Raw genomic sequence first — 23963 nt, 5'->3', positions numbered from 1 at the left:
GATCTGTACGTGATCGCCGACATCGGCAAACTGAAACTCGAACTGCACGCCGCCGAAGCATTACTGCGCAAAGCGGGTCAGGTGCTGGATGAGGTCAACGCCGCGCCCGTGGACGTAGCCTCTGCCGCTCGCGCCTCGATTGCCGTTGCAGAAGCCAAGGTCCTGACCACTGAAATCTCCCTGCTCGCCAGCGAAAAGCTGTTCGAGCTGGCAGGCAGTCGCGCCACTCTGGCCGAGTTCAACCTCGACCGCCATTGGCGCAACGCTCGCGTTCACACGCTCCACGACCCGGTGCGCTGGAAATACCACGCCGTCGGCGCTTACCACCTGAACGGCACAGTGCCGGCCCGGCATTCCTGGATCTGACCAGAGCACTGGAGAACGTATGAGCCTTATATCTCACCTGCCGCAAACGGCGGCAGTGATCGACAGCGACGCCCAAGCCTTGAACATGGCCGCCGATCTGGCTGAACATTTTAAGCGCGACAGCGCCCTGCGTGACCGTGAACGCCGCTTGCCACACGAAGAACTGGAACTGTTTTCCCGCTCCGGTCTGTGGGGCATCAGCGTGCCAAAAGCTTTCGGCGGTGCGGGCGTTTCCATCGTCACCCTGGCCAAGGTCACACAACTGATCGCCGAGGCTGACTCGTCCCTCGGACAGATTCCTCAGAACCATTTCTATGCCCTTGAGGTGCTGCGCGTGAATGGCAGCGCTCAACAGCAAAAACGCCTGTACGCGGAAGTACTAGCCGGGCAACGCTTCGGTAACGCATTGGCCGAGTTGGGCACCAGAACCGCTCACGACCGCACTACGCGCCTGACCCAGGACGGTGATGGCTATCGCATCAACGGCCGCAAGTTTTACGCGACCGGCGCCTTGTATGCGCAGCGCATACCGACCTCGGTGGTGGACGAACAGGGTGTGCAACAACTGGCCTTCGTCCCGCGTGACGCTGCGGGCCTGACGGTGATCGATGACTGGAGCGGCTTCGGCCAGCGCACCACCGGCAGCGGCTCTGTGGTGTTCGATAACGTGTTTGTCAGCGCCGATGACGTGGTGCCGTTTCAAACTGCCTTCGAACGCCCAACTACCGTAGGCCCGCTGGCACAGATTCTTCATGCGGCCATCGACACCGGCATCGCCCGCGCGGCCTATGAGGACGCCTTGCACTTCGTCCGCACTCGCACCCGGCCATGGATTGATTCCGGTATCGAAAAAGCCGTGGACGATCCATTGACCCTGCACAGCTTCGGCAAGCTTGGCGTTCGCCTGCACGCGGCCGAAGCGCTGCTGGAACGCGCCGGTGAGTTTCTTGATCGCGCCCAAGCCGACAGCACCGCTGAAAACGTCGCCGCCGCGTCCATTGCGGTGGCCGAAGCACGCGCCATCAGTACCGAAATCTCTCTCGCAGCGGGCAGCACCTTATTCGAGCTGGCGGGCAGTCAAGCCACATTGGCCGAGCATGGCCTAGACCGTCACTGGCGCAACGCCCGCGTGCACACCCTGCACGACCCGGTGCGCTGGAAATATCACGCCATCGGCAATTACTACCTCAATGATACAAACCCGCCACTGCGGGGGACCCTCTGATGACCAAGAAAAAAATCCTCCTCAATGCGTTCAACATGAACTGCATTGGCCATATCAACCATGGCCTTTGGACGCATCCCAGGGACAACTCCACCGAGTACAAGACTCTCGAATACTGGACTGAGCTGGCGCAACTGCTGGAGCGCGGCCTGTTCGATGGCTTGTTCATAGCCGATATCACCGGTGTGTACGACGTGTACCAGAGCTCGGTGGATGTAACGCTTAAAGAGTCGATCCAGTTGCCGGTCAATGACCCGCTTATGCTGCTGTCGGCCATGGCGGCGGTCACGAAAAATCTGGGGTTCGGCCTGACCGCCAACCTCACGTATGAAGCGCCGTATCTGTTTGCCCGACGCATGTCGACCCTCGACCACCTGAGCCGTGGCCGCGTGGGCTGGAACATTGTTACCGGTTATCTGGACAGTGCAGCCAAGGCCATTGGCCTGAGCGAACAGGTCGAACACGACCGTCGTTATGATCAGGCCGATGAATACCTGGAGGTGCTGTACAAACTCTGGGAAGGCAGCTGGGAAGATGACGCGGTGATCAATGATCGCCAGCAACGGATCTATGCCCAGCCCGAAAAAGTGCACAAGGTTCGGCACAAAGGCGAGTTCTACCAGGTCGAGGGTTATCACCTTTGCGAACCGTCACCGCAGCGCACCCCGGTGTTGTTTCAGGCAGGCACTTCTGATCGCGGTTTGCAGTTCGCCGGGCGCCATGCCGAGTGCGTTTTTATCAGCGGACAAAACAAGGTCGCGACCCGCGAGCAAGTGGACAAGGTTCGCGCCAGCGCCAAAGCCGCCGGGCGTAACCCCGAGGACATCAAGGTGTTCATGGGCTTGAATGTGATCGTCGGCGCCACCGAGGAACTGGCCCGCGCCAAGCATCGGGAGTATCTGGAATACGCCAGCGCCGAAGCAGGCGTTGCGCATTTTGCGGCCTCTACCGGGATCGACTTCGCGGAATACACACTGGACGAGCCGATCCAGTACGTGAAAAGCAACGCGATCCAGTCGGCGACCAAGAGCCTGAAAAACAATGATTGGACCCGCCGCAAACTGCTCGATCAACACGCGCTGGGCGGGCGCTACTTCACCCTGGTCGGCTCGCCGGAACAGGTGGCTGACGAACTGGAATACTGGATCGCCGAAACCGGTCTCGACGGCTTCAACCTGACCCGCACCGTGACCCCGGAAAGCTATGCGGATTTCATCGATGTGGTGATTCCGGAACTGCAACGCCGTGGTTCTTACAAAACCGCTTATGGCAGCGGCACCCTGCGCGAGAAGCTGTTTCGCGAGGGCCCACGTTTACCTGCGTCGCATGCGGGAACGGGGTATCGACATGCGGGGAAATAACAATGCAACTGTTGCGCACGGTCAGACAACATCAACTCCAGCCCTTATTACGCCCAGGATTTCAGCCATGACCAAAACAATAATCACCCTGGCCCTCGCGCTCTTCACTCTCAACGCCCACGCCGACGATAAACCGCTCAAAGTCGGCACTACCGCCGCCTTTGCCATCCCGCTGGAAGCGGCCGTCGCAGAAGCCGGCAAGCAAGGCCTGAAGGTCGAACTGGTGGAGTTCAGCGACTGGATCGCCCCGAACGTCAGCCTCGCGGCAGGCGATATCGACGTGAATTACTTCCAGCACGTCCCGTTCCTGGAAAATGCCAATGCCGCAGCGGGCTTCCATCTGGTGCCTTACGCGTCCGGGATCATCAACAACGTCGGGCTGTATTCGAAGAAGTACAAAAGCCTCGATGAGCTGCCGACTGGCGCCACCGTGGCCATCGCCAACGACCCGATCAACAGCGGACGCGGCCTGCAACTGCTGGCCAAAGCCGGGCTGATCACCCTCAAACCTGGCGTCGGCTACAAGGCCACCGAAGAAGACATCGTTGCCAACCCGAAAAAAATCAAACTGATTCAGGTCGAGGCTGTGCAACTGGTGCGCGCCTACGATGACGCTGATCTGGTGCAGGGCTACCCGGCCTACATTCGCCTGTCGAAAACCTTCGATGCCGGTTCCGCGTTGCTGTTCGACGGTCTGGATCATAAGGAATACGTGATCCAGTTCGTGATCAAGCCCGAGAACAAAAATGACCCGCGTCTGGCCAAGTTCGTCGACATCTACCAGCACTCGCCCGTTGTTCGCGCCGCCCTGGATAAAGCCCATGGCAAACTCTATCAAGCCGGCTGGGAAGGCTGAACATGAACGCGACCGCCCAACGCCAGTTACAGCATGAATCGCCCAGGGCCGAGCAGCCCTCGGAGCTGCACCCGGACTTGAATCGGGCCCATGTGCGTTTTATCAACCTGGGCAAAACCTATGACAGCCAGCACGGGCCGGTGGATGCACTGCAGAACATCGACCTGGCGATTCAACGCGGTGAGGTGTTCGGCATCATCGGCCGTAGCGGCGCGGGCAAGTCTTCATTGATTCGGACCATCAACCGCCTGGAGCGCCCGAGCAGCGGTCGGGTGCTGATCGATCAGGTGGACATCAGCGAGTTCGACGAAGACCATCTGGTGCAGCTGCGGCGACGCATCGGGATGATCTTTCAGCACTTCAACCTGATGTCGGCCAAGACCGTGTGGCAGAACGTCGAACTGCCGCTCAAAGTCGCTGGCGTGCCTCGTGAACAGCGCCAGCGCAAAGTCGCCGAACTGCTGGAACTGGTCGGTTTGCAAGACAAGCACAAGGCCTACCCGGCACAGCTGTCGGGCGGACAGAAACAGCGCGTGGGGATTGCCCGCGCCCTGGTCCATGATCCGGCGATTCTGCTGTGCGATGAAGCCACCTCGGCGCTGGACCCGGAGACCACGCAATCGATTCTCGGTCTGCTACGCGAGATCAATAAACGGCTGGGCCTGACCATCATTTTGATCACCCATGAAATGGCGGTCATCCGCGATATCTGCGACCGGGTGGTGGTGCTTGAACACGGTCAAATCGTCGAGCACGGCCCTGTGTGGCAGGTGTTCGGCAACCCTCGGCACGACGTCAGCAAAACCTTGCTGGCGCCGCTGCAACACGGGCTCCCCGAGGATGTGCAAGCGCGCTTGAACCCCGAGCCACAGCACCCCACGGCTGCGGTGGTACTGGACGTGCATTTCACTGGCGTTGGCGGCGAAGAGCCGGACCTGGCCGCGCTGTTCAATTCCCTTGGCGGGCGCATCAGCTTGTTGCAGGGTGGGGTTGAGCGCATTCAGGGCCGCGCACTGGGGCATCTGGTGATCGAGGTCGCCCACTCGCCACATGACTTGGACGAATTACTCAATCGCGCCCGCACACTGGCGCAACGCGCGGAGGTATTGGGTTATGTGGTTTGATCGACTGCTTCAAGGTGTCATCGATACGTTTTTGATGGTCGGTGTATCGTCATTGATTGCCCTGCTGCTGGGCATTCCGCTGGCAGTGATTCTGGTCACCAGCGCCAAAGGCGGAATCTACGAAGCGCCCACTCTGAATCGCGTGCTGGGCGCCTTCGTAAATCTGTTCCGCTCGATTCCGTTCCTGATCCTGATGGTCGCGCTGATTCCGTTCACCCGGCTGATCGTCGGCACCACCTACGGCGTCTGGGCGGCCGTGGTGCCGCTGACCATCGCAGCGACGCCGTTTTTTGCGCGCATCGCTGAAGTCAGCCTGCGAGAGGTCGACCATGGCCTGATCGAAGCCGCGCAAGCCATGGGCTGCCGCCGATGGCACATCATCTGGCATGTGCTGCTGCCCGAAGCGTTGCCGGGTATCGTCGGCGGCTTCACCATTACACTGGTGACGATGATCAACTCGTCGGCCATGGCCGGGGCTATCGGCGCAGGTGGATTGGGTGACATCGCCTACCGCTACGGTTATCAGCGCTTCGACAGCCAGGTGATGCTCACTGTGATTGCCTTGTTAGTGGTGCTGGTCGCAGTGATTCAGTTTGGCGGTGATCGACTGGCTCAGGTGCTGAACAAGCGTTGAGTGATTGAACAACGGCTGGGCGGGGGTATATTCATCACTTACCCACGCCCAGACAGACCCGCAATGAAACTCGCCCCGCAGGACCTCGCCAAAATCACCACCACCACCGTCGGCCACTACAACGAAGTGGCTGACGACTTCCGCGAAGGCACCCGTGACCACGACGTCAGCCAGAACATAGCCGCGCTGCTGCGACATATCGAAGGCGAGGCGCCGTGGCATATTCTGGATTTTGGCTGCGGGCCGGGACGCGATCTGAAGACCTTCAGCGCCATGGGTCATAGTGCGGTGGGTCTGGACGGCGCCGAGCGTTTCGCCGACATGGCCCGTGCCGAGACCGGCTGTGAAGTCTTGCAGCAGAACTTTCTCGAACTCGATCTACCGGCCGAGCGCTTCGACGGCATCTTCGCCAACGCAGTGTTGTTCCACGTCCCCCGCCAGGAACTGCCACGGGTCCTGCGCGAACTGCACGCAACGCTGAAGCCGGGCGGCGTGCTGTTCAGCTCCAATCCAAGGGGCGAAAATCAGGAAGGCTGGAACGGCAGCCGTTATGGCTCCTATCACGACCTGGAAGCCTGGCGCGAACTGCTCAATGACGCGGGCTTCACCGAGCTTGAACACTATTACCGCCCCGAAGGACTGCCCCGCGAGAAACAGCCGTGGCTGGCGAGTGTGTGGCGCAAGGCTTGAAGGACTTCCCACAGAGATTTTGGTCGGCAATATATTCCGTCACCTGCCCGTCCGCCTCAAACGCTGTAATAGACTGCCCGGCAAAGCGCTTGCCGACGACCTCCCGCACCTGGCGATCAAAGTTGGCCACCAATCGCGTGCCATCGGTAAACGTGGTCTGCTGAACTTGCCGATCGGGCGTCAGCCAGCGGAATTCCGTCAAAGACTGAGTCCCCAAACGTTGGTGCAAAGGTTGGAAAAAAGCGTTCTGGCGCTCAATCAGCGGCAACCGATGCTTCAGCGTGTCAGCACTCAGGTGGTAAAGCGGCGGCACGTTGTAGAGCAGTTGTATCAACTCGTTCTCCGCTCTCACGTTACTCAGCTTGACGTTGTCGAACAGCCAGTGATGAGTGGTGATCACCGAGCCATGGAACACGGCCTGATACAGGGGGAGCCTCGTAGCGGGATCGAAATGGACGGTTCGATAGGGTTCTTTGATCGGAACCTGCTTGAAGAATACGCTCGGCTGTTCTGGTGGGTACCAGTCACCCAGATAGTACGGTGACTGTTTGTTTTTGCTGAGGTCCGGATCGCCCCAACCAATAACCGGCGTCTGCATACCATGAGCGAACAGGATGCCTTGGGCGGTGACAGCATTTCCGTCTTCAGAGCCTGCGACCAGCTTCAAGGTTTCAGCGATCCAGCGTGAGGCATCAATATTGCCAGCGGCATTTTGCGCTTGGGTCATGCTGGCGTCAGGACGATAGCTGTCGAACAACATGCTGGTCGCGTAGGCATCGAGGAACCAACTGTTGAACCCGGCTTTAGCCTGAATCGCCTTTATTCGAGCCTCAAGTAAAGGCCGCACGCAGCGCGGGTCGGTGTAATGTCCTGACTGCTGGAACCCACTCTTGAACTCGCCGCGCTTCAATAATATGGCGCAATCGCGATAGGCGTCGTTTCCCAGATGCGCGGTAGTCCAGTCCGGGTTTTCCGTCGACGACAATGCCGTTTGATAAGAGTCGTATGGGGCCATCAGATAGCCAGCCTGTACGCCGGCGCGTATCGCCTCGGGATGCCACAGGCCGCCTTCCCAACCTTCGGCCACTCCCAGCCACAAACGCGTCAGCTTGGCGGCCTGGAGTTGCTTGATCGTCGTCTCGGACATGATGCTGCCCCACCGCTCAGGCTGCGGTGTCAGCGCCGTGACGAAAGCCTTCGCGAACTCCTCGCGCAGTTCGCCGTAGCGATTGGCCAACGCCTGCATATCCGGTCTGGCCGCCCCCTGCCAACTTTCTCGCGCTTTGGTGTTCAGGGCTTGATTAAGGCCGCTCAACAGGGTGGCCTGTTGGTAACGGCTAAGCGGGGGCTGGGCGATTTCCAGCATCTGCGTGGCTGCAGCATCAAGATAACCGCGCAACGCTGTAGCCAATGTTCCTTTGCCGCGCAGTAGTTCAAGCAAGCGCGGCCAACTGCGTACATCATCCGGCCCGAGTAAATCATTGCCCCATAAATAGATGTGACTGGCTCCCAGCAACTTCGCGGCTTCTGGGGTCTTCCGCAGTTTGTCGCTGAAGGTTTCATAGCGTCCAGCTTGAATCAGCCCCTGTCGATAGCGTTTGGCGCCAGCCAGCGGGTCGGCCTCGCCCAAATAGAGGCTAAAGGTCAGCGGCGTCAACGGGGCCAGCGAGGTGAATTCATGACTGGCCGCAATCGCCAACCCCAGGCCTTCGGCGCTCAATGTCAGGCGGTTATTGTAGGGATTCGTCATCAGCCAGTTCAGGGTGAAACCGCCATGATCGATACCCCACAGCGGCAAGCTGAGGTCCTGAGTGGTATTGAATTCGCCCTGATCCAGCAGGAACCGCTGCCACACTGGATCACCTGCCGGGACGTAACGCCCTTCAGCAAGCGGCCATATCAAGCCCTTCCCCATCGCATGACCGGGTTGCCGGAGAAAAACCAGCTCACCGGGGTCTCGGGCTTGAATAGTCAGAGAGAGTTCACGCTGATCCAGCGTTGCGCTGAGCTGCCAGGCACCGTCATCCCACAGCCAGTTGATGCGCTCCGCATGCTTATCCAGAGCGCTGACCCGATGCGCAACCACTCCGGCGGAGGCTTGCACTGCTGCACCCCGGGCAGGAATGGCACGAATCGCCAGTGTTGCCGGGTCTATCTCTATTCGCCAATAGTCGTTTTCCAACCAGGTATCGGCGGCGGCCCATGGCGCCATTAACAGGGCGCAGATCAGCAGCCCTGAATACAAACATCGGTTCATGTAAAACATGCTGCCCCCGCGCGCCCGAAAATCGGCAACTGACTCGAAGTAGCAGAAATTAGTGGAAAACAAAAAAACTGTCTGTAGTACCGATCCTAAAAGATCGCAGCCACCATCTATGAGTAGAAATCAGCTTCCCGGCGCGCCATGTGCTTCTTCGAAGAAGAAGTCTTTCCAGCTGTCAGCCTTGTTTTTCAGCACGCCCAATTCCTGCAATTTGCTGGCGTAGATGAAGGTGCGCTGAGGGGTGATGGTGAAATCGATTTCCGGGTCGGCGACGATTTTTTCGACGAAGGCCAATGGCAATTTCGATTGCTCCACACGAATGTAGGTCTGAGCAGCGGCAGGCTTGTCGGCCTTGATGATGTGCTCGGCTTCAGCCAGGGCGTCATAGAACGCTTTGTAGGTCTTGGGGTTTTCGTCGTGAAATTTTTCAGTGGTGTAGAGCACGTTGAACGTGGCCTGACCGCCGAGCACGTCATAGGAGCTGAGCACCTTATGCACCTTCGGGTTTTCCAGCTCCTGATACTGGAACGGCGGGCTGGAAAAGTGTGAACTGATTTCAGACCCGCCGGCGATCAACGCCGAGGTAGCATCCGGGTGCGGCAGGCTGACGGAGATCGTATCGAAGCGTTTGAAGTCGGCATCGCCAAACTGTTTGGCCGTTTCGATCTGCAACGTGCGTGACTGGAAGCCGACACCTGCGGCAGGCACGGCGATACGGTCCTTGTCAGTGAAGTCTTTCAAGCTCTTCACGTCCGGGTTGTTGCTAAGCAGGTAGTTAGGCATCGAACCCAGCGAAGCGATGGCCTTGACGTTCTGTTTGCCCTTGGTGCGATCCCAGAGGGTCAACATCGGAGGAACCCCGGCCGAGACCACATCCAGCGCACCGGCCAGCAATGCTTCGTTCATGGCCGTAGATCCCGAGATGCTGTTCCAGTCGACCTTGATGTCCAGGCCCTGCTGTTTACCGTGTTTCTCGATCAATTGCTGATCGCGCACCACGTCGAGAATCAGGTAACCGATACCGAATTGTTGGGCGATGCTGATCTTGCCTTCTGCTTGCACGCCGCTGCTCAGGAGTGCCCCGAATAAACCGAATGCCGTCGCAAGTGCTGTCAGCGCCGGACGCTTGAAAGAAGTGGCCATGTGATCCTCGCAATGCAGATAAGAAGGTTACGCGTGTTGTCAGCGCTGCATGCCCCAGCGTTTTACGGTCAGGCGTTCGATGTTGTTGAACAGCAGGTTTTCCACCAGCAAGCCGATCAAAATAACGGCGGCCAACCCGGCGAATACTTTGTCGGTATACAGCTCGTTGCGATTCTGAAAGATGTACCAACCCAACCCGCCTTTACCCGACGACGCACCAAACACCAGCTCTGCGGCGATCAACGTGCGCCAGGCGAAGGCCCAGCCAATTTTCAGCCCGGCCAGAATCGATGGCAGCGCGGCAGGGATCAGAATGAACCAGACGAAGCGCAGCCCCTTGAGGCCATAGTTACGCCCGGCCATGCGCTGGGTTTCCGAGACACCGAGAAAGCCCGCATACGTATTCAGTGCCAGCGCCCACAGCACCGAATGCACCAGCACGAAAATCAGGCTGTTCTCGCCTAGGCCAAACCACAGCAGCGACAACGGCAGCAAGGCAATCGCAGGCAACGGGTTGAGCATCGCGGTCAGCGTGCTGAGCAGGTCGCGGCCCAATTGCGTTGATACCGCCAGCGTCGTCAAGCCGAACGCAAGGATGATCCCGATCAGGTAGCCCTTGACCAGCACGGTCAGGGAAATCCAGACCTTGTTCAGCAACTCACCGGTGATGATGCCGTCGTAGAAAGCAGCGGCGGTCTGCAAAAAACTCGGCAGCAGCAGGTCATTGTTTTGCACACGCGCAGCCAGTTCCCAGATCACCGCCAGGGCGATCAGGATCACGCTTTTGCGCACCCAGCTCAGTTGCCAGATACGTTGCGTCAGCGGGATATCACGCGCCAGTGCCGCCTGAGTAAAAGGCGTCAGCGTGATTTCGTATTCCTCTCGGATGCTCATGCTCGAATTCTCTTGGTGGATCATGTCCAGGTAGGAGCTGACTTGTCTGCGAATCGGCTGCGCAGCAGTCGCAAAATGGCTGGATTCATCCCCGTATGAAGGTCCTCCGGGGCGGCCGCGACCCCAGCCTTTCGCAGACAAGTCAGCTCCTACAGGGGTTAGCGTTTTTCTGGGAGTCGGGGTCATGGTCAGTACGCTATGCGCACATCCTGGAAGCTCAGTTCGCGGTCCACCGGTTCGGTCCCACCCTCATCGAACAACAGGCGATGAATGCGTTGCGCGGTGTTTTGAAAACCGGCACCGCCGAGGCTGTTCAGGTCGTATTGATGGCTGTTGATTTCAGCCCGAACGCGGCCTGGATGGGGCGAAAGCAGCAAAATTCGGTTACCGACCACCAGCGCTTCTTCGATGGAGTGGGTGAGGAACAACAAGGTGAAACGCACCTCGTCCCACAGCGCCAGGAGTTCTTCCTGCATCTTGCGTCGGGTCAGTGCATCGAGGGCGGCAAAGGGTTCGTCCATCAACAGGATTTTTGGCTGCATGGCCAAGGCGCGAGCAATCGCCACCCGCGCTTTCATACCGCCGGACAAGGTGTGCGGGTAGGCGTCGGCAAACGCGCTCAAGCCGACTTTGTCCAGGTAGTAACGCGCACGCTCTTCGGCCTCGCGATGCTTGAGAGTGCGAGACGCCACCAACGGGAAAATCACGTTCTGGATCACGGTTTTCCAGGGAGGCAACTGATCGAACTCCTGGAACACCACTATCCGGTCCGGGCCAGGTTCTTTGATTTGCACGCCCGCCAGACGGATCTGCCCTTCACTGGGCTGAATGAAGCCGGCCACAGCTTTGAGCAAGGTGGATTTGCCGCAGCCCGAGGGCCCCAGCAGCACGAAGCGATCCGCAGGATCGATTTCAAAACTCACTTGATGAGTCGCCCGCACCACCCGCTCGGGGGTGCGGTACTCCAGGCTCACGCCCTGTACTTGCAACAAAGGCTCAGCCGTCTGCTGATTGACCTTGTGTGCGATAAAACTATCGCTGGCCGTGTGGTCCTGCAAAACAGCGTTCATGAAACAACTCCCTCGATCAGAACGGCGCATCACCTTGAATCGTGGTACGGAACAGCTTGCGGCGCAGTTCAGTGGGGCAACCCGCAGCCAAATGGATCAGCGAGCGGTTGTCCCAGAACACCAGATCATGGGGCTGCCATTGGTGCCGATAGACATGCTCTGGACGCACGCTGTGGGCATAGAGTTGATCCAGCAACTGGCGACTTTCGTCTTCCGGCAGGCCGACGATGCGCGTGGTGAATCCTTCGCTGACGAACAACGCCTTGCGCCCGGTTTCTGGATGGGTGCGCACAATCGGGTGAGTCACTTCAGCCACTTGTGCAAGCTGCTCCGACGTCAGCGCCGGGCGCCAGTTGGCGGCATTTTTGCCGTCGCTGTAGCGCGAGGTGTAGGAATGCACCGCCGAGAGGCCTTCGACCGCCTCACGCAGGGCGTGCGGCAACGTATCCCAGGCAACGTGCAGATTGGCGAACAACGTGTCACCACCTTCGTCAGGCAGCTCCTGGGCGTGCAGCATCGAACCGAGGCTCGGCAGTTCCTTGTAGGACAGGTCCGAGTGCCAATACTTGCCGGCATCGCCCAAGCCAATCGGCTGACCGTCCTCGACGATGTTCGAAACGATAAGAATTTCCGGATGGTTTTTTAGCAGAAACTGCTTGAGTACATGGATTTGCAGGATGCCGAAACGCCGACTGAAATCAATCTGCTGCTGCGGGGTGATGTGTTGATCGCGAAACACCACGACGTGGTAGTCCAGGTGCGCCTGATGGACACGGGCGAAGTCCGCATCGCTGAGAGGCCGGGACAGATCCAGGCCGATGATTTCCGCACCCACTTTTTCGGCGAACGAGCGTATGTCGAATGCTTGATCGGCTATGTATACAGATGAGGACGCTTGGGAGGCTGCTGGCATGAGAACTCCGACTCCGGGTGTGCTGGGTAACAAGAGTCAGAACTTTATAGGTATAAGAAAATTAATTTAAATACCGTTGAGGAATATAGATATCACTGAACACACTAGCGATCCGCCGGGCAGGTCAGTTCCAAACGCAAAAACGCCGACGCTAATGAAAACCGCCGGCGTAAAAAACGTTAACGCTTGAATTCAGATCAGAACGCCGGCAGTACCGCGCCGTCGTACTTCTTGGCAATGAATGCTTTGACTTCAGGGCTGGTCAGCGCCTTGGCCAGTTTCTGGATTGCATCGCTGTGGGCGTTGTCTGGACGCGCCACCAGGAAGTTCACGTAAGGCGAATCAGCGCCTTCGAGAATCAGTGCATCCTTCTTCGGGTTGAGCTTGGCTTCCAACGCATAGTTGGTGTTGATCATGTCCAGATCAACCTGATTGTAAGCGCGCGCCAACATGGCCGACTCCAGCTCCTTGAACTTCAGGTTCTTGGGGTTGGTCTTGACGTCCTTTACCGTTGCCAGTGCGTCAGTCGGGTCGTTCAGGGTGATCAGACCGGCTTTCTCCAACAGCAGCAGTGCACGGCCAGCGTTGCTGCCTTCGTTTGGAATGGCAACAGTTGCGCCGTCCGGCAGGTCAGCCAGGGATTTGTACTTGGACGAGTAGCCACCGAACGGTTCGACGTGAACGCCGACGACGGTAACCAGATCAGCCTTCTTGCCTTTGTTGAAGCCATCCAGGTACGGCTTGGTCTGGAAGTAGTTGGCATCGAGCTTCTTCTGGAAAACCTGCAGGTTCGGCTGCACGTAGTCGTTGAAGACTTTGATTTCCAGGTCCACGCCTTCTTTTGCCAGCTCAGGCTTGATCAACTCAAGAATCTCGGCGTGCGGAACAGGCGTAGCGCCGACGACCAGTTTTTCACCCGCGTGGGCCAGGCCAATCGAAAGCGCAGCAGCGAGGGCGGTCAACAACAACGTCTTTTTCATGCGGTGTCCTTAGCGAAAGTCGCGGTCGTCACAAACGACGGCTTATCAGTGAGTTGCCGCTGATCATCGGTTGAACCTTATGACTCAGCGGCGTGAAACGGACATTACCGATATTTCTTATTCCATGACAATACTTTTTACGTCAATGGTTATGCTTTTTTGTGCTGACTAGCATTAAGCGCCACTCTCTCCGCGAAACACAGCGTCTAACGCGGGGTTTGCGACACGCGTTGGCTCAGGCGCTCCAGCAATCGCTGCAATTCCGACAGTTGCCCGGGATGCGCGAAAGCGAGCAAGTGCTCCGCTTGCTGCTCGATCTGCGCCAGAGGATTCGCGCTGTCGGGCAGATTAAGGTGTTCGGGCAAAATTTCATCGCCACTGCTGACCAACAGCGCGAAATGAATAACGTTCTCCAGCTCGCGAGTATTGCCCGGCCAACTGTGCCGCTCCAATACCTGTTGCGCAGTTTCACTGATCAGTGGCACCGGCAAGCCCAAACGCTGGCTGTAAATGCCGAGAAAATATTCGGCCAAAGACAGGATGTCACCCACTCGCTCGCGTAACGCAGGCAGGTCCAGTCGACCTTCGCTGAGGTAGTGATAAAGCCGCTCGTTAAATTTACCGACGGCCACCGCCTGCGCCAGATCGATGCTGGTGGCGGCCACCAGACGCACGTCCACCGGGCTGGGTTGCTGGGCGCCAACGCGGGTCACTTCATGGTTCTCCAGCGCCGCCAACAGCTTGATCTGTATCGGCAGCGGCAAATCGCCGATTTCATCCAGGTACAAGGTCCCGCCATTGGCCGAACCGAACCATCCCGCACGACTGCTGGCGGAGCTGCTGTAAGCGCCGGCGGCATAGCCGAACAGCTCGGCATCGGCGTACGTCGGGCTGATCGCTCCGCAGTTCACTGACACGAATAAGCCCCCACGGTCGCTGGCGCGATGGATATGCCGGGCCAGCAGTTCCTTGCCGCTGCCGGTTTCGCCACGGATCAGCACCGGTAACGAGCGCGGAGCCAGTTGCTCCAGCTCTTCGCGCAACTGACGCGAGCGCGGGTCGACGAACACCAGCGCTTTGGCGCGAATGCTCAGCGGGCTTTTTTCCGCATCGGGGAAGGTCAGTAACGGCTGACCAAAGGTTTCGTGAAGGCTCATGGCAAACTCCCGCCTGAGCCCTTGCGACGACTCACGCGTTAAAAATAGACAATAGGGCCCGAGGGTCCGGCGTGAAAATTATTGAGGTCGATGAGTAAAGCATGGCGTCTGCCGCGCCGATCGAATTCAGGCGCGACGCCGAGCGTGGTGTTCCATTCGGTTTTGCAGGCGGTACAGATAGGCGAAGCCCTGCTCCCAGCGCTGATGGCCGGACTTCACATTGATGTGCCCCGCCCCCCTGAGAATGCCTGCTTCTGCGCCCCAGTTATGAGCCAGCTCCAGCGCGCGCTGAGTACTGACCGCCGTGTCGTTATCCGAGCTGACCACTTGGGTCGGAAACGGCAGCAGGTGCCCAGGAATCGGTGCGAAATTACGTAACGCAGGCGAGCAGTTCGGCCGTTCAACGTCAGCAGGCGCCACCAGCAAGGCACCGCGCACCTGACGCAGCGACTGCAAAGGCGCGAGTTCGGCCCAATGCGCAACGGTGATGCACCCCAGGCTATGAGCGATCAGGATCACCGGCGTGCTGTCAGCGACAATCGCGCGCTGCAATTCACCGACCCAATCCTCGCGCCGTGGTTTGAGCCAGTCGGCCTGCTCCACGCGCGCGCTGTTGGGCAAACTGTTCTGCCAATGCGTTTGCCAATGGTCGTCAGACGACCCTTGCCAGCCTGGCACGATCAGATAGCGGATCGACTCGTTACGCATGGGGTGCGCCTCCTGCCTGTTTGCGTTCATGGGCAAAGTATAAGGACGCGACATATATTCGTTAAGGAATAAGAAGCTATTTATTAAGACCTTAAAAGAATATAAGGATTATAGATTCGGCAGGCAAAAAAAAAGGACCGCCCCCTGCCTAAGGAGCGGCCCATAAAAAACTTACAATTCGAGCTTATCCAAACGCTGTGACAGAAACGTTACCGGGCAGCAAGCTGCCTATAGTGCATGTTGGAGTCAGCCAACAGAGCTCAATCAGTCTTCCAGCACCTCCAACTGATAGCCCACAACACCCACGGTATGAATCAGTTTCGGCAAGTAGCGCTCATCGATTTTAGAGCGCAGGCGATGGATGGCGATTTCGACCTTGTCCATGTCATTGTTGAACACCTGCGAAGCGATCAGCGCGCGTGAAATGACATCACCCTGACGGCTGACCAGCAACTGCAGCAGTTCGAACTCCTGATCGCTCAACGAGATCCGTTGCCCGCCACGACTAACGCGCTGGAGTGGTACGTCGATTTCCAGATCGGCAATAGAGTAGCTGTCGGCAGTACCGGTTGGCCCACGCCGCAGCAAGGTCCGAACCCGGACCAACAGTTCCTCAAGGGTAAAGGGCTTGAGCAGGTAATCATCGGCACCCAGCTCCAGCCCGCGCAACCGGTCTTCCATGGTATCGCGGGCGGTCAGGAACAACACGGGCGTATTGCCGCGCTGACGGACCAGTTGCAGCAGTTGCCAGCCATTCAGGCCCGGCAACATGGCATCGAGAATGATCAGGTCGTAGGCATTCTCTTCGACGAAATGGCGGCCGGACAGGCCGTTATCCGCGACGTCGACCCTAAACCCCGACTCGCCAAGCCCCTTGGCCAACTGATTGGCGGTACTGAGATCGTTTTCCACTAACAGCAAACGCATGGTGCACCTCATTTATCGTGCGTCTAGGCTAGGCTGATTGCGAGGCCGCCGCACGCAGTTTATCCAGGTCAAGAATCCTGATTTCGCCATAACTGATGTCCAGGACACCCTGAGTCTGAAAATCGTTGAGGATTTTGTTGATGGTCTGGCGAGACATCGACAGCATTTGCGCCAACGGCTCCTGAGGCAGCTCGATCACCTCTCGCGAGCGATTGATCTCGCCATACCCTTCGGCGATCAACAGTAAGCGACAGGCCACGCGCGCGGCGGCAGGCAACAAGCTTTGCTGCTCGAGATGAACGAACGTCAGGCGTAGTTTCTGACTCATCAACAAGGCGAAATGGCGCCAATACTGAGGCTCTTTTTCCAGCAGAGTCACCAGCGCCGACTGCGGGACCTGCAACAGAATGCTGTGGGCTTCGGAAAATGCGTCATGGGTGCGCGGCAGGCCATCGAACAACGACACCTCGCCAAACCAGTAAGGCAGCTCGATCCGCGACAGCAACGTCTGCTTGCCTTGCTCGCTGACCGAGCCAATACGAATCGCGCCTTCGAGCACCGCATACAACCCGCACGGCGGATCGCCGCGCCGGAACAACGGCTTACCTGGCGTCAGGCGTCGCGTTTTCGCGGCATTGAGCAAGCTATCCTGTAAACCAGCCGGCAGATTGCTGAACCAGTACCCGGTCAGCAGTCGGGTCCGCCATACGGCTCCGCTCATATGAACTCCTTAATTGCAGACTTTGTCGGGTAACGGACAAAGCTCTTTCAAATCCCGAGGCATGATCATCGTTCCACAGGAGGAATAACAATGAAAAACCTCGTTGATCATCTTAGTCAATACGCCGCCTACCATCGCGACACACGCAACATCGTCAGTCACTTTATCGGCATTCCGCTGATTGTCATTGCGGTGGCCGTGCTCCTTTCGCGTCCCGGCGCCGTGATAGGCGGCATATGGCTTTCGCCCGCAACCCTGCTGGCACTGGGGTCTACAGGGTTCTACTTGCGCCTGGATATGCGGTTCGGTGTGGTGATGGGCGCCCTGCTCGGCCTATCCCTTTGGACAGGACACACGCTTGCCGTGCAGTCGACGCTGGTCTGGCTGAGCAGCGGCGTCGGTTTGTTTGTCGTCGGTTGGGCGATTCAATTTGTCGGCCATTTTTACGAAGGGCGTAAACCGGCGTTCGTTGACGATGTGTCGGGGCTGATCGTCGGGCCACTGTTCGTGGTGGCCGAAGTGGCGTTTTTGCTGGGGCTGCGACAGTCACTCAAGCACGCCATGGAAGAGCGTGTCGGGCCTACCGGTATTCGCGGGAAGAAAGCGCTGGTTTGATTGACGTCATTCGCGAATGCGTTCGCTCCACACAGCCGGCACAGGCGAATGGTTTGACGCGGTGTGCCGAACACACCGCGTCAAAAAGATCAGCTATCCGCCAGTTTCTGCCAGACCTTCGGCTTGAAGAACAAGGTGTCACCACGTGTCAGACCGATCAGGCTGTCGTGGTCTTTCACCACTTCGGCTTCGATCAGTTCGCTTTGACCTTCGACCTTCAAGGTCACGCGAGTGGTGGCGCCCAGCGGCCGGATATCACGCACTTCGGCCGCGTGGTGGTCTTCCAGTTCATGCCGCGACAACGACACCTCATGCGGGCGGAACAGCACGTGGTTATCGTCGCCCAGGTGCAGACGGTTGGAGTCACCCAGGAAGTGGTAAACGAAGTCGCTGGCCGGGTTTTCATACACCTCGCCCGGTGAACCGATCTGCTCGATCACGCCCTTGTTCATCACCACGATGCGGTCTGCCACTTCCATGGCTTCTTCCTGGTCGTGGGTCACGAAGACCGAGGTCAGGTTGATGTCTTCGTGCAGGCGCGCCAACCAGCGGCGCAGCTCTTTACGGACCTTGGCATCCAGTGCGCCGAACGGTTCATCGAGCAGCAGCACTTTGGGCTCGACCGCCAACGCACGGGCCAGCGCGATACGCTGACGCTGACCGCCGGACAACTGTTCCGGATAACGGTCCGACAACCAATCGAGCTGCACCATGTTCAGCAGTTCATGAACCTTGACCGCAATCTGACTTTCGGTCGGACGCTGGTTCTTCGGTTTCATGCGCAAACCGAACGCGACGTTGTCGAACACCGTCATGTGGCGAAACAGTGCGTAGTGCTGGAACACGAACCCGACATTGCGATCACGCACATCGTGCCCGGAGACGTCTTCTCCGTGGAAAACGATGCTGCCCTCATCAGGGGTTTCCAGGCCGGCAATAATACGCAGCAAGGTGGTTTTGCCACAGCCTGACGGGCCCAGCAGGGCCACCAGCTCACCGCTTTGAATGTCCAGATTGATGGAGTTCAGGGCCTGGAAGGCGTTGAAACGCTTGCTGACGTTACGGACTTCGATCGACATGAATTATTCCTCCGCCGCACTTTGGCGCAGACGGGTAATGCGCGACTCGCTCCACTGCTTGAGCAGCAGGATGAACAGCGCCAGGATCAGCAACAGGCTCGCCACGGCAAACGCTGCAACGTGGTTGTATTCGTTATAAAGGATCTCGACGTGCAACGGCAGGGTGTTGGTGACGCCGCGAATATGTCCTGAAACCACCGAGACCGCGCCGAACTCACCCATGGCCCGCGCGGTACACAGCACCACGCCGTAGATCAAACCCCACTTGATGTTCGGGACCGTGACGTGCCAGAACATCTGCCAACCGTTGGCCCCCAACAGCCGCGCCGCCTCTTCTTCCTGCGTGCCTTGCTCCTGCATCAACGGGATCAGCTCGCGAGCAACAAACGGCACGGTCACGAAAATAGTCGCCAGCACGATACCCGGCAAGGCAAACACGATCTGGATGTCATGATCCTGTAACCACGGCCCGAACAAGCCTTGAGCACCAAACATCAGGACGTAGACCAGACCGGCGATTACCGGTGACACCGAAAACGGCAAGTCGATCAGGGTCACCAGCATACTTTTGCCACGGAACGAATACTTGCTCACGCACCAGGCAGCGCTGACGCCGAACACGACATTGAGTGGTACCGAAATCAGCACGGCGATCACGGTGAGTTTGAGCGCCGACAATGCGTCCGGCTCGAAGATCGCGGTGAAGAACGCACCCAGTCCGTTTTTCAGGCCTTGAGAGACCACAATGAACAACGGCAGCCCCAGAAACAGGATAAAAACCAGCCAGCCAAGACCGATCAGAATCCTTCGAGACACTGCGCTGCCACGACGGGCAGCGTTGGCGGAGGCGGCAGCAGAAACAGTTGAGTAAGACATACGCGCCTCCTTAGGATGGGGTTTCGATGCGACGCTGCAACAAGTTGATCAGCAGCAGCAGGACGAAAGAAACCATCAGCATCATCACGCCAATGGCAGTGGCGCCGGTGTAATCGTATTGATCGAGCTTGACCATGATCAGCAGCGGCAGGATCTCGGTTTTCATCGGCATGTTGCCGGCAATGAAAATCACCGATCCGTACTCGCCTACGCCACGCGCAAAGGCCAGGGCGAACCCGGTCAGCCATGCGGGAAGCAGGGCCGGCACCAGAATATAGCGGAACACCTGCAACGGCCTCGCGCCCAGGCAGGCGGCGGCCTCTTCGACTTCACGCGGGATATCGGCCAACACCGGCTGCACCGTGCGCACCACAAACGGCAGCGTGACAAAGGTCAGGGCGAGGGTGATGCCAAGCGGGGTGTAAGCAATCTTGAAGCCCAGGTCGGCGGCGAACTGCCCTACCAGGCCTGTCGGCGTATACAGCGCCGTCAGGGCGATACCGGCAACAGCAGTCGGCAGCGCGAACGGCAGGTCGATCATCGCATCGATGATCTTGCGCCCGGGGAAGGTGTAACGCACCAGCACCCAGGCCAGCAGTGTGCCAATCACGCCATTGATGATGGCGGCATAAAATGCGGTGCCAAAACTCAGCTTCAAGGCGGCAACCACACGCGGGGCAGTGACGATGGCCCAGAATTGATCCCACGTCAGCTGGGCAGCATGGATGAACATGGCAGCCAGCGGGATCAACACAATCAAGCTGAGGTACACCAAGGTGTAGCCCAGCGTCAGCCCGAAGCCGGGTATGACGGGGGAAATACGACGCGACATAAAAGTCCTTGGTTAACGCACGAAGCCCGGAAATGAATCCGGGCTAAAGGCCAAACTAGGCGATACGCTTTTCAACGTAGCGCTGCACAGGCTATTGCGCCTGGTAAATCTGGTCGAACACGCCGCCATCATTGAAGAATTTCGGTTGCGCAGTTTTCCAGCCACCGAAGTCTTTGTCGATAGTCACCAGGTCCAGTTTAGGGAATTGCCTGGCATATTTGGCCGCCACTTCTGCGTTACGTGGGCGGTAGAAGTTTTTTGCGGCAATTTCCTGACCGGCCGGGCTGTACAGATGCTCCAGGTAAGCAGTGGCAATTTCACGGGTGCCTTTCTTGTCGACGTTCTTGTCGACAATCGATACCGGCGGCTCGGCCAGAATCGACAGCGAAGGTACGACGATGTCGAACTTGTCAGCGCCACCGTCTTCTTTCAGTGCCAGGAACGCTTCGTTTTCCCATGCCAGCAACACGTCACCCTGACCATTATTGACGAAGGTAATGGTTGAACCGCGAGCGCCCGTGTCGAGAACCGGCACATGCTTGAACAAGGCCTGCACGTATTCCCGCGCCTTGGCTTCGCTACCACCGGCCTTCAGACCATAAGCCCACGCGGCAAGGAAGTTCCAGCGTGCGCCGCCAGAGGTTTTCGGGTTAGGGGTGATGACCGACACGTCATTCTTGATCAAGTCGCCCCAGTCTTTGATGCCTTTAGGGTTGCCCTTGCGTACCAGGAACACGATGGTTGAAGTGTATGGCGTGCTGGCATCCGGCAGGCGGGTTTGCCAGTTCTCGGGCAAGGTTTTGCCGATTTTCGCAATTTCGTCGATGTCGCCAGCCAGGGCCAAAGTCACCACATCCGCGCGCAGACCGTCGATCACCGCACGCCCCTGCTTGCCTGAACCACCATGGGATTGCTGAATTTTCACAGTATCGTCAGCGTGGGTCTTCTTCCAGAAACTGATGAACTCAGCGTTGTAATCCTGGTACAGCTCGCGCGTCGGGTCGTAGGACACATTCAGCAGCTCAATGTCCTTGGCAACGGCGGAACCTGCAAAAACAGCGCTGGCGAGCGCGGCCAAGGCAAAGCGACGAATAGACATGGTGAAGCTCCTGGACAATTCTTTGATTGTTGGCTTTTGCTTGATGGGTCGAACTCATCTCCCTGTGGGAGCTGGCGGACGCCTGGATCCGCAGGTCAACTGGTCTTGTTGCTCGGGGTCTGCAGGCGGAATTTTTCTTTGCGTTCGATCTGAACCACTTGCGCGTTATGCACAGTGATTTCCACTGCGCCGAAGCGCAGGTCGCGCAACGCACTCTGAATTTCGCGCAGGATGCTTGCTTCGTCCTGGCCGTCAACACTGCGTAGAGATGCGCTCATGATTCTTCTCCTTGATAAGAGGTGCCTGCAGTAGCGATTCGCGGGCAACTGCTTGTGGCGTGGAGGTAATCTTAGAGAGGCGCAGTTATTCTTAAAAAGACTATTTAAGAATGCAGATATAACCAAAAAGAATTTAGAGATATTTCCCGGCAAGGAAACGTATTGCGCGTTTCCAGCAACGTGACATTCGGGTGCTCAGGACAACGTCACCACATGGTGTAAATCCAGCTTTTCAGCCGGCTGTGGACGGCCAAACCAGTAGCCCTGGCCCTGCTCGCAATGGTTTTCCAGCAGGAAACTCGCCTGATCGGGACGCTCGATGCCTTCGGCCAACACCTGCATGCCCAATGTTTGCGCAAGGGCGATGATCACTCGAACGATGGCGACATCATCCTCGTCATGGGGCAAACCGGCGATAAAGCCCTGATCGATTTTCAGTTTCTGCACCGGCATGCGTTTGAGCCGCAGCAACGATGAATAGCCCGTGCCAAAGTCATCAATGGCCAGTCGCAGGCCCAACTCGCGCAGGCGATGCAGTTGCTCGATGGCCATGTCCGGATCTTCCATCACCGCACTTTCAGTGACCTCCAGTTCTAGAAAACGCGAATCAAGCCCCGTGTCGCGAAGAGCCTGCGCGACGTGCTGATACATATCGCTGCGACCAAACATCCGACTAGAAACATTCACCGCGACAAATTCAAGGCCGACCCCGGCTTTGCGCCAATCACTCATCTGCTGGCAGGCGTGCTTGAGCACCCAAATGTCGATATCGGCGATCAAGCCACTTTGTTCGGCAACCGGAATAAAGTCGCCCGGGGACACCAGCCCCCGTTCAGGATGCTGCCAGCGGACCAGCGCTTCGACCCCGGACATACGGCCGCTGGAAAGGTCATGTATCGGCTGATAAAACACCCGCAACTCCTCGTGCGCTATGGCGCGACGGAGCTCACTGGCCAATTCGACCCGCTGCTGCGCATGCGCGGTCAGCTCTTCGGTATACAAGGCATACCCTTCGCGGCCTTCGCTTTTAGCCTTGAATAACGCCGAATCCGCGTTGCGCAGCAGTTGCTCGGCATTCAGGGCATCACTGGGGAACAGGCTGATGCCCACGCTTGCGCTGATAAACAGCTGATGGCCCTCGAACACGAACGGTTTCTTCAAACCCTCGATGACTCTTTGAGCCAGTTCTGCGGCCTGTGCCACCTGCTGGCAGTTTTCTGCCAACACGGCGAACTCATCCCCCCCGAGCCGAGCCAGGGTGATGCCGTTGCCGAGCAATGTATTCAGGCGCTCAGCCACAATTTTGAGCACCTGATCGCCAACGTTATGCCCAAGACTGTCGTTGATGTTCTTGAAGTGATCCAGATCGATCAGCAATAACGCACAGCCACGCTTGTTGGCCTGGGCATGCTCCAGAGCTTGCTCGGTACGGTCGGTAAACAATAGACGATTAGGCAGACTGGTCAGCGGATCGAAGTGCGCCAGGTGCACCAGTTCGCGCTGCGAACGCTTGATGGCGGAGATGTCCGAAAATACCGCCACATAATGGCTGATTTCACTGTTCTCATCCTTGATGACGCGGATGCTTTGCCATTGCGGAAAAATCTCGCCGTTTTTACGACGGTTCCAGATCTCACCGCTCCATTGACCGCTGGCGTTCAACGCCTGAAACATGGTCTGGTAAAATTCAGGTCCGTGGCGGCCAGACTTGAATTTTTTCGGGTTAAGCCCGAGCACTTCGTTTGCCTGGTAACCGGTAATTTCCATGAAGGCCCGGTTCACATGCACGATCAAACCCTGCTTGTCAGTGACCACGACGCCTTCGCACGTGCAATCGAACACCGCCTCCGCTTGGCTCAAGCGCTCCTGGTCCTGCTTTTTCAGCCCGGCTCGGGCAGCGGCGGCCATGCAGCCGAGGAGCCGGGTGCGGGCGAAAAAAATCAGCACGGCGCTGAAAATCAGCCATGCATAGGCATTTACCAACTGCCATTGGTCGAAACTAGCCTGATCCTGGATCAGATGCCGAAGCGAGGCATTGCTGATCTCAAGCCACAAAGCCGACACCAGCGCGTAGAGCAGGGCCGTCCGCAGCGCATTGCGAGAAGAAAGTGACATAAAATTAAAAAAACCTTACGAAAGGCGCGGATTATAG

At 57.9% G+C, this 23963-nt stretch carries 23 protein-coding genes and 1 pseudogene; 8 read left to right on the top strand and 16 right to left on the bottom strand.

The window, feature by feature from the left end; translation table 11 throughout:
* The 7 genes and pseudogenes from QN399_RS21770 to QN399_RS21740 all read left to right on the top strand — a co-directional run.
* Nucleotides 1-366 (top strand): acyl-CoA dehydrogenase family protein (locus tag QN399_RS21770; RefSeq protein WP_330201620.1); only part of this gene is annotated, 366 nt, incomplete at its 5' end.
* A gap of 19 nt (nt 367-385) precedes the next feature.
* The gene (locus QN399_RS21765; protein ID WP_322218875.1) at nt 386-1591 is read left to right on the top strand and encodes an SfnB family sulfur acquisition oxidoreductase; all 1206 of its coding nucleotides are present in this window, start codon (nt 386-388) and stop codon (nt 1589-1591) included.
* Complete coding sequence (locus QN399_RS21760; RefSeq protein ID WP_330201619.1) at nt 1591-2952, top strand: LLM class flavin-dependent oxidoreductase; 1362 nt, start codon at nt 1591-1593, stop codon at nt 2950-2952. The genes QN399_RS21765 and QN399_RS21760 overlap by 1 nt, the downstream gene beginning before the upstream one ends.
* 133 nt (nt 2953-3085) lie before the next feature.
* Nucleotides 3086-3808 (top strand): annotated as a pseudogene (locus tag QN399_RS21755) (MetQ/NlpA family ABC transporter substrate-binding protein); the annotation flags it as partial.
* 2 nt (nt 3809-3810) lie between these two features.
* Nucleotides 3811-4932: an ATP-binding cassette domain-containing protein gene (locus tag QN399_RS21750; RefSeq protein WP_322177274.1), complete on the top strand. Its 1122-nt coding sequence runs from the start codon at nt 3811-3813 to the stop codon at nt 4930-4932.
* Entirely contained in the window at nt 4922-5566 is a 645-nt protein-coding gene (locus tag QN399_RS21745) for a methionine ABC transporter permease (protein WP_322177273.1), read from the top strand. The genes QN399_RS21750 and QN399_RS21745 overlap by 11 nt, the downstream gene beginning before the upstream one ends.
* Before the next feature lie 63 nt (nt 5567-5629).
* Nucleotides 5630-6256, top strand: a complete 627-nt coding sequence (locus QN399_RS21740) for a methyltransferase domain-containing protein (RefSeq protein ID WP_330201618.1) — start codon at nt 5630-5632, stop codon at nt 6254-6256.
* Here the strand turns inward: QN399_RS21740 and QN399_RS21735 are convergent.
* The 10 genes from QN399_RS21735 to QN399_RS21690 all read right to left on the bottom strand — a co-directional run bounded on the left by QN399_RS21735 (nt 6171) and on the right by QN399_RS21690 (nt 17032).
* Entirely contained in the window at nt 6171-8513 is a 2343-nt protein-coding gene (locus QN399_RS21735; RefSeq protein WP_322182971.1) for a glycoside hydrolase, read from the bottom strand. The genes QN399_RS21740 and QN399_RS21735 overlap by 86 nt on opposite strands.
* A 129-nt stretch (nt 8514-8642) precedes the next feature.
* Nucleotides 8643-9662, bottom strand: a complete 1020-nt coding sequence (locus QN399_RS21730) for an ABC transporter substrate-binding protein (RefSeq protein ID WP_322177271.1) — start codon at nt 9660-9662, stop codon at nt 8643-8645.
* A gap of 39 nt (nt 9663-9701) precedes the next feature.
* Complete coding sequence (locus QN399_RS21725; RefSeq protein ID WP_322218861.1) at nt 9702-10556, bottom strand: ABC transporter permease; 855 nt, start codon at nt 10554-10556, stop codon at nt 9702-9704.
* 188 nt (nt 10557-10744) lie between these two features.
* A complete protein-coding gene (locus QN399_RS21720; protein WP_330201617.1) occupies nt 10745-11626 on the bottom strand; it encodes an ABC transporter ATP-binding protein in 882 nt (293 codons plus the stop codon).
* A 16-nt stretch (nt 11627-11642) separates the two neighbouring features.
* Nucleotides 11643-12539: a TauD/TfdA family dioxygenase gene (locus QN399_RS21715; RefSeq protein WP_322177268.1), complete on the bottom strand. Its 897-nt coding sequence runs from the start codon at nt 12537-12539 to the stop codon at nt 11643-11645.
* A 197-nt stretch (nt 12540-12736) separates the two neighbouring features.
* A complete protein-coding gene (locus QN399_RS21710) occupies nt 12737-13519 on the bottom strand; it encodes a MetQ/NlpA family ABC transporter substrate-binding protein (protein WP_219063730.1) in 783 nt (260 codons plus the stop codon).
* A 206-nt stretch (nt 13520-13725) separates the two neighbouring features.
* Nucleotides 13726-14676 carry a sigma 54-interacting transcriptional regulator gene (locus QN399_RS21705; RefSeq protein WP_330201616.1) on the bottom strand — a complete coding sequence of 317 codons (951 nt, stop codon included), beginning with the start codon at nt 14674-14676 and terminating at the stop codon, nt 13726-13728.
* A gap of 126 nt (nt 14677-14802) precedes the next feature.
* Nucleotides 14803-15384, bottom strand: coding sequence for an alpha/beta hydrolase (locus QN399_RS21700; protein WP_322177266.1), 582 nt, complete (start codon nt 15382-15384; stop codon nt 14803-14805).
* Between the two features lie 264 nt (nt 15385-15648).
* Nucleotides 15649-16311: a response regulator gene (locus QN399_RS21695; protein WP_330201615.1), complete on the bottom strand. Its 663-nt coding sequence runs from the start codon at nt 16309-16311 to the stop codon at nt 15649-15651.
* 28 nt (nt 16312-16339) lie between these two features.
* Nucleotides 16340-17032, bottom strand: coding sequence for a Crp/Fnr family transcriptional regulator (locus QN399_RS21690; RefSeq protein ID WP_322177264.1), 693 nt, complete (start codon nt 17030-17032; stop codon nt 16340-16342).
* A gap of 90 nt (nt 17033-17122) precedes the next feature.
* Here QN399_RS21690 and QN399_RS21685 point away from each other — a divergent pair, with 90 nt between their 5' ends.
* Nucleotides 17123-17647 (top strand): Mpo1-like protein, encoded by a 525-nt coding sequence (locus tag QN399_RS21685; RefSeq protein WP_322177263.1) that lies wholly within the window; start codon nt 17123-17125, stop codon nt 17645-17647.
* 89 nt (nt 17648-17736) lie between these two features.
* On the opposite strand, the gene QN399_RS21680 is transcribed toward QN399_RS21685, so the two are convergent.
* From QN399_RS21680 to dibA, 6 genes are all read right to left on the bottom strand, one after another.
* Complete coding sequence (locus tag QN399_RS21680; RefSeq protein ID WP_323565803.1) at nt 17737-18726, bottom strand: sulfate ABC transporter ATP-binding protein; 990 nt, start codon at nt 18724-18726, stop codon at nt 17737-17739.
* 3 nt (nt 18727-18729) lie between these two features.
* Nucleotides 18730-19602 (bottom strand): sulfate ABC transporter permease subunit CysW, encoded by an 873-nt coding sequence (gene cysW / locus QN399_RS21675; RefSeq protein WP_322177261.1) that lies wholly within the window; start codon nt 19600-19602, stop codon nt 18730-18732.
* 10 nt (nt 19603-19612) lie between these two features.
* Complete coding sequence (cysT, locus tag QN399_RS21670) at nt 19613-20434, bottom strand: sulfate ABC transporter permease subunit CysT (RefSeq protein ID WP_219063721.1); 822 nt, start codon at nt 20432-20434, stop codon at nt 19613-19615.
* Nucleotides 20435-20525: 91 nt separating this feature from the next.
* Entirely contained in the window at nt 20526-21533 is a 1008-nt protein-coding gene (locus QN399_RS21665) for a sulfate ABC transporter substrate-binding protein (protein WP_322177260.1), read from the bottom strand.
* 95 nt (nt 21534-21628) lie between these two features.
* On the bottom strand, nt 21629-21811 hold the full coding sequence (oscA, locus tag QN399_RS21660; protein WP_322218840.1) for a sulfur starvation response protein OscA: 183 nt from the start codon (nt 21809-21811) through the stop codon (nt 21629-21631).
* A 195-nt stretch (nt 21812-22006) separates the two neighbouring features.
* Nucleotides 22007-23926, bottom strand: a complete 1920-nt coding sequence (dibA, locus tag QN399_RS21655; protein ID WP_322177258.1) for a phosphodiesterase DibA — start codon at nt 23924-23926, stop codon at nt 22007-22009.
* Between the last annotated feature and the right edge of the window lie 37 nt (nt 23927-23963).

The sequence above is a fragment of the Pseudomonas sp. 10C3 genome (genome assembly GCF_036346185.1).
Lineage (GTDB): Bacteria > Pseudomonadota > Gammaproteobacteria > Pseudomonadales > Pseudomonadaceae > Aquipseudomonas.
This window is presented reverse-complemented; position numbering and strand designations above follow the sequence as displayed.

Coding starts and splice junctions, on each gene's coding strand:
- QN399_RS21765 (WP_322218875.1), top strand. CDS start 386: ATGAGCCTTATATCTCACCTGCCGCAAACGGCGGCAGTGATCGACAGC.
- QN399_RS21760 (WP_330201619.1), top strand. CDS start 1,591: ATGACCAAGAAAAAAATCCTCCTCAATGCGTTCAACATGAACTGCATT.
- QN399_RS21750 (WP_322177274.1), top strand. CDS start 3,811: ATGAACGCGACCGCCCAACGCCAGTTACAGCATGAATCGCCCAGGGCC.
- QN399_RS21745 (WP_322177273.1), top strand. CDS start 4,922: ATGTGGTTTGATCGACTGCTTCAAGGTGTCATCGATACGTTTTTGATG.
- QN399_RS21740 (WP_330201618.1), top strand. CDS start 5,630: ATGAAACTCGCCCCGCAGGACCTCGCCAAAATCACCACCACCACCGTC.
- QN399_RS21735 (WP_322182971.1), bottom strand. CDS start 8,513: ATGAACCGATGTTTGTATTCAGGGCTGCTGATCTGCGCCCTGTTAATG.
- QN399_RS21730 (WP_322177271.1), bottom strand. CDS start 9,662: ATGGCCACTTCTTTCAAGCGTCCGGCGCTGACAGCACTTGCGACGGCA.
- QN399_RS21725 (WP_322218861.1), bottom strand. CDS start 10,556: ATGAGCATCCGAGAGGAATACGAAATCACGCTGACGCCTTTTACTCAG.
- QN399_RS21720 (WP_330201617.1), bottom strand. CDS start 11,626: ATGAACGCTGTTTTGCAGGACCACACGGCCAGCGATAGTTTTATCGCA.
- QN399_RS21715 (WP_322177268.1), bottom strand. CDS start 12,539: ATGCCAGCAGCCTCCCAAGCGTCCTCATCTGTATACATAGCCGATCAA.
- QN399_RS21710 (WP_219063730.1), bottom strand. CDS start 13,519: ATGAAAAAGACGTTGTTGTTGACCGCCCTCGCTGCTGCGCTTTCGATT.
- QN399_RS21705 (WP_330201616.1), bottom strand. CDS start 14,676: ATGAGCCTTCACGAAACCTTTGGTCAGCCGTTACTGACCTTCCCCGAT.
- QN399_RS21700 (WP_322177266.1), bottom strand. CDS start 15,384: ATGCGTAACGAGTCGATCCGCTATCTGATCGTGCCAGGCTGGCAAGGG.
- QN399_RS21695 (WP_330201615.1), bottom strand. CDS start 16,311: ATGCGTTTGCTGTTAGTGGAAAACGATCTCAGTACCGCCAATCAGTTG.
- QN399_RS21690 (WP_322177264.1), bottom strand. CDS start 17,032: ATGAGCGGAGCCGTATGGCGGACCCGACTGCTGACCGGGTACTGGTTC.
- QN399_RS21685 (WP_322177263.1), top strand. CDS start 17,123: ATGAAAAACCTCGTTGATCATCTTAGTCAATACGCCGCCTACCATCGC.
- QN399_RS21680 (WP_323565803.1), bottom strand. CDS start 18,726: ATGTCGATCGAAGTCCGTAACGTCAGCAAGCGTTTCAACGCCTTCCAG.
- cysW (WP_322177261.1), bottom strand. CDS start 19,602: ATGTCTTACTCAACTGTTTCTGCTGCCGCCTCCGCCAACGCTGCCCGT.
- cysT (WP_219063721.1), bottom strand. CDS start 20,434: ATGTCGCGTCGTATTTCCCCCGTCATACCCGGCTTCGGGCTGACGCTG.
- QN399_RS21665 (WP_322177260.1), bottom strand. CDS start 21,533: ATGTCTATTCGTCGCTTTGCCTTGGCCGCGCTCGCCAGCGCTGTTTTT.
- oscA (WP_322218840.1), bottom strand. CDS start 21,811: ATGAGCGCATCTCTACGCAGTGTTGACGGCCAGGACGAAGCAAGCATC.
- dibA (WP_322177258.1), bottom strand. CDS start 23,926: ATGTCACTTTCTTCTCGCAATGCGCTGCGGACGGCCCTGCTCTACGCG.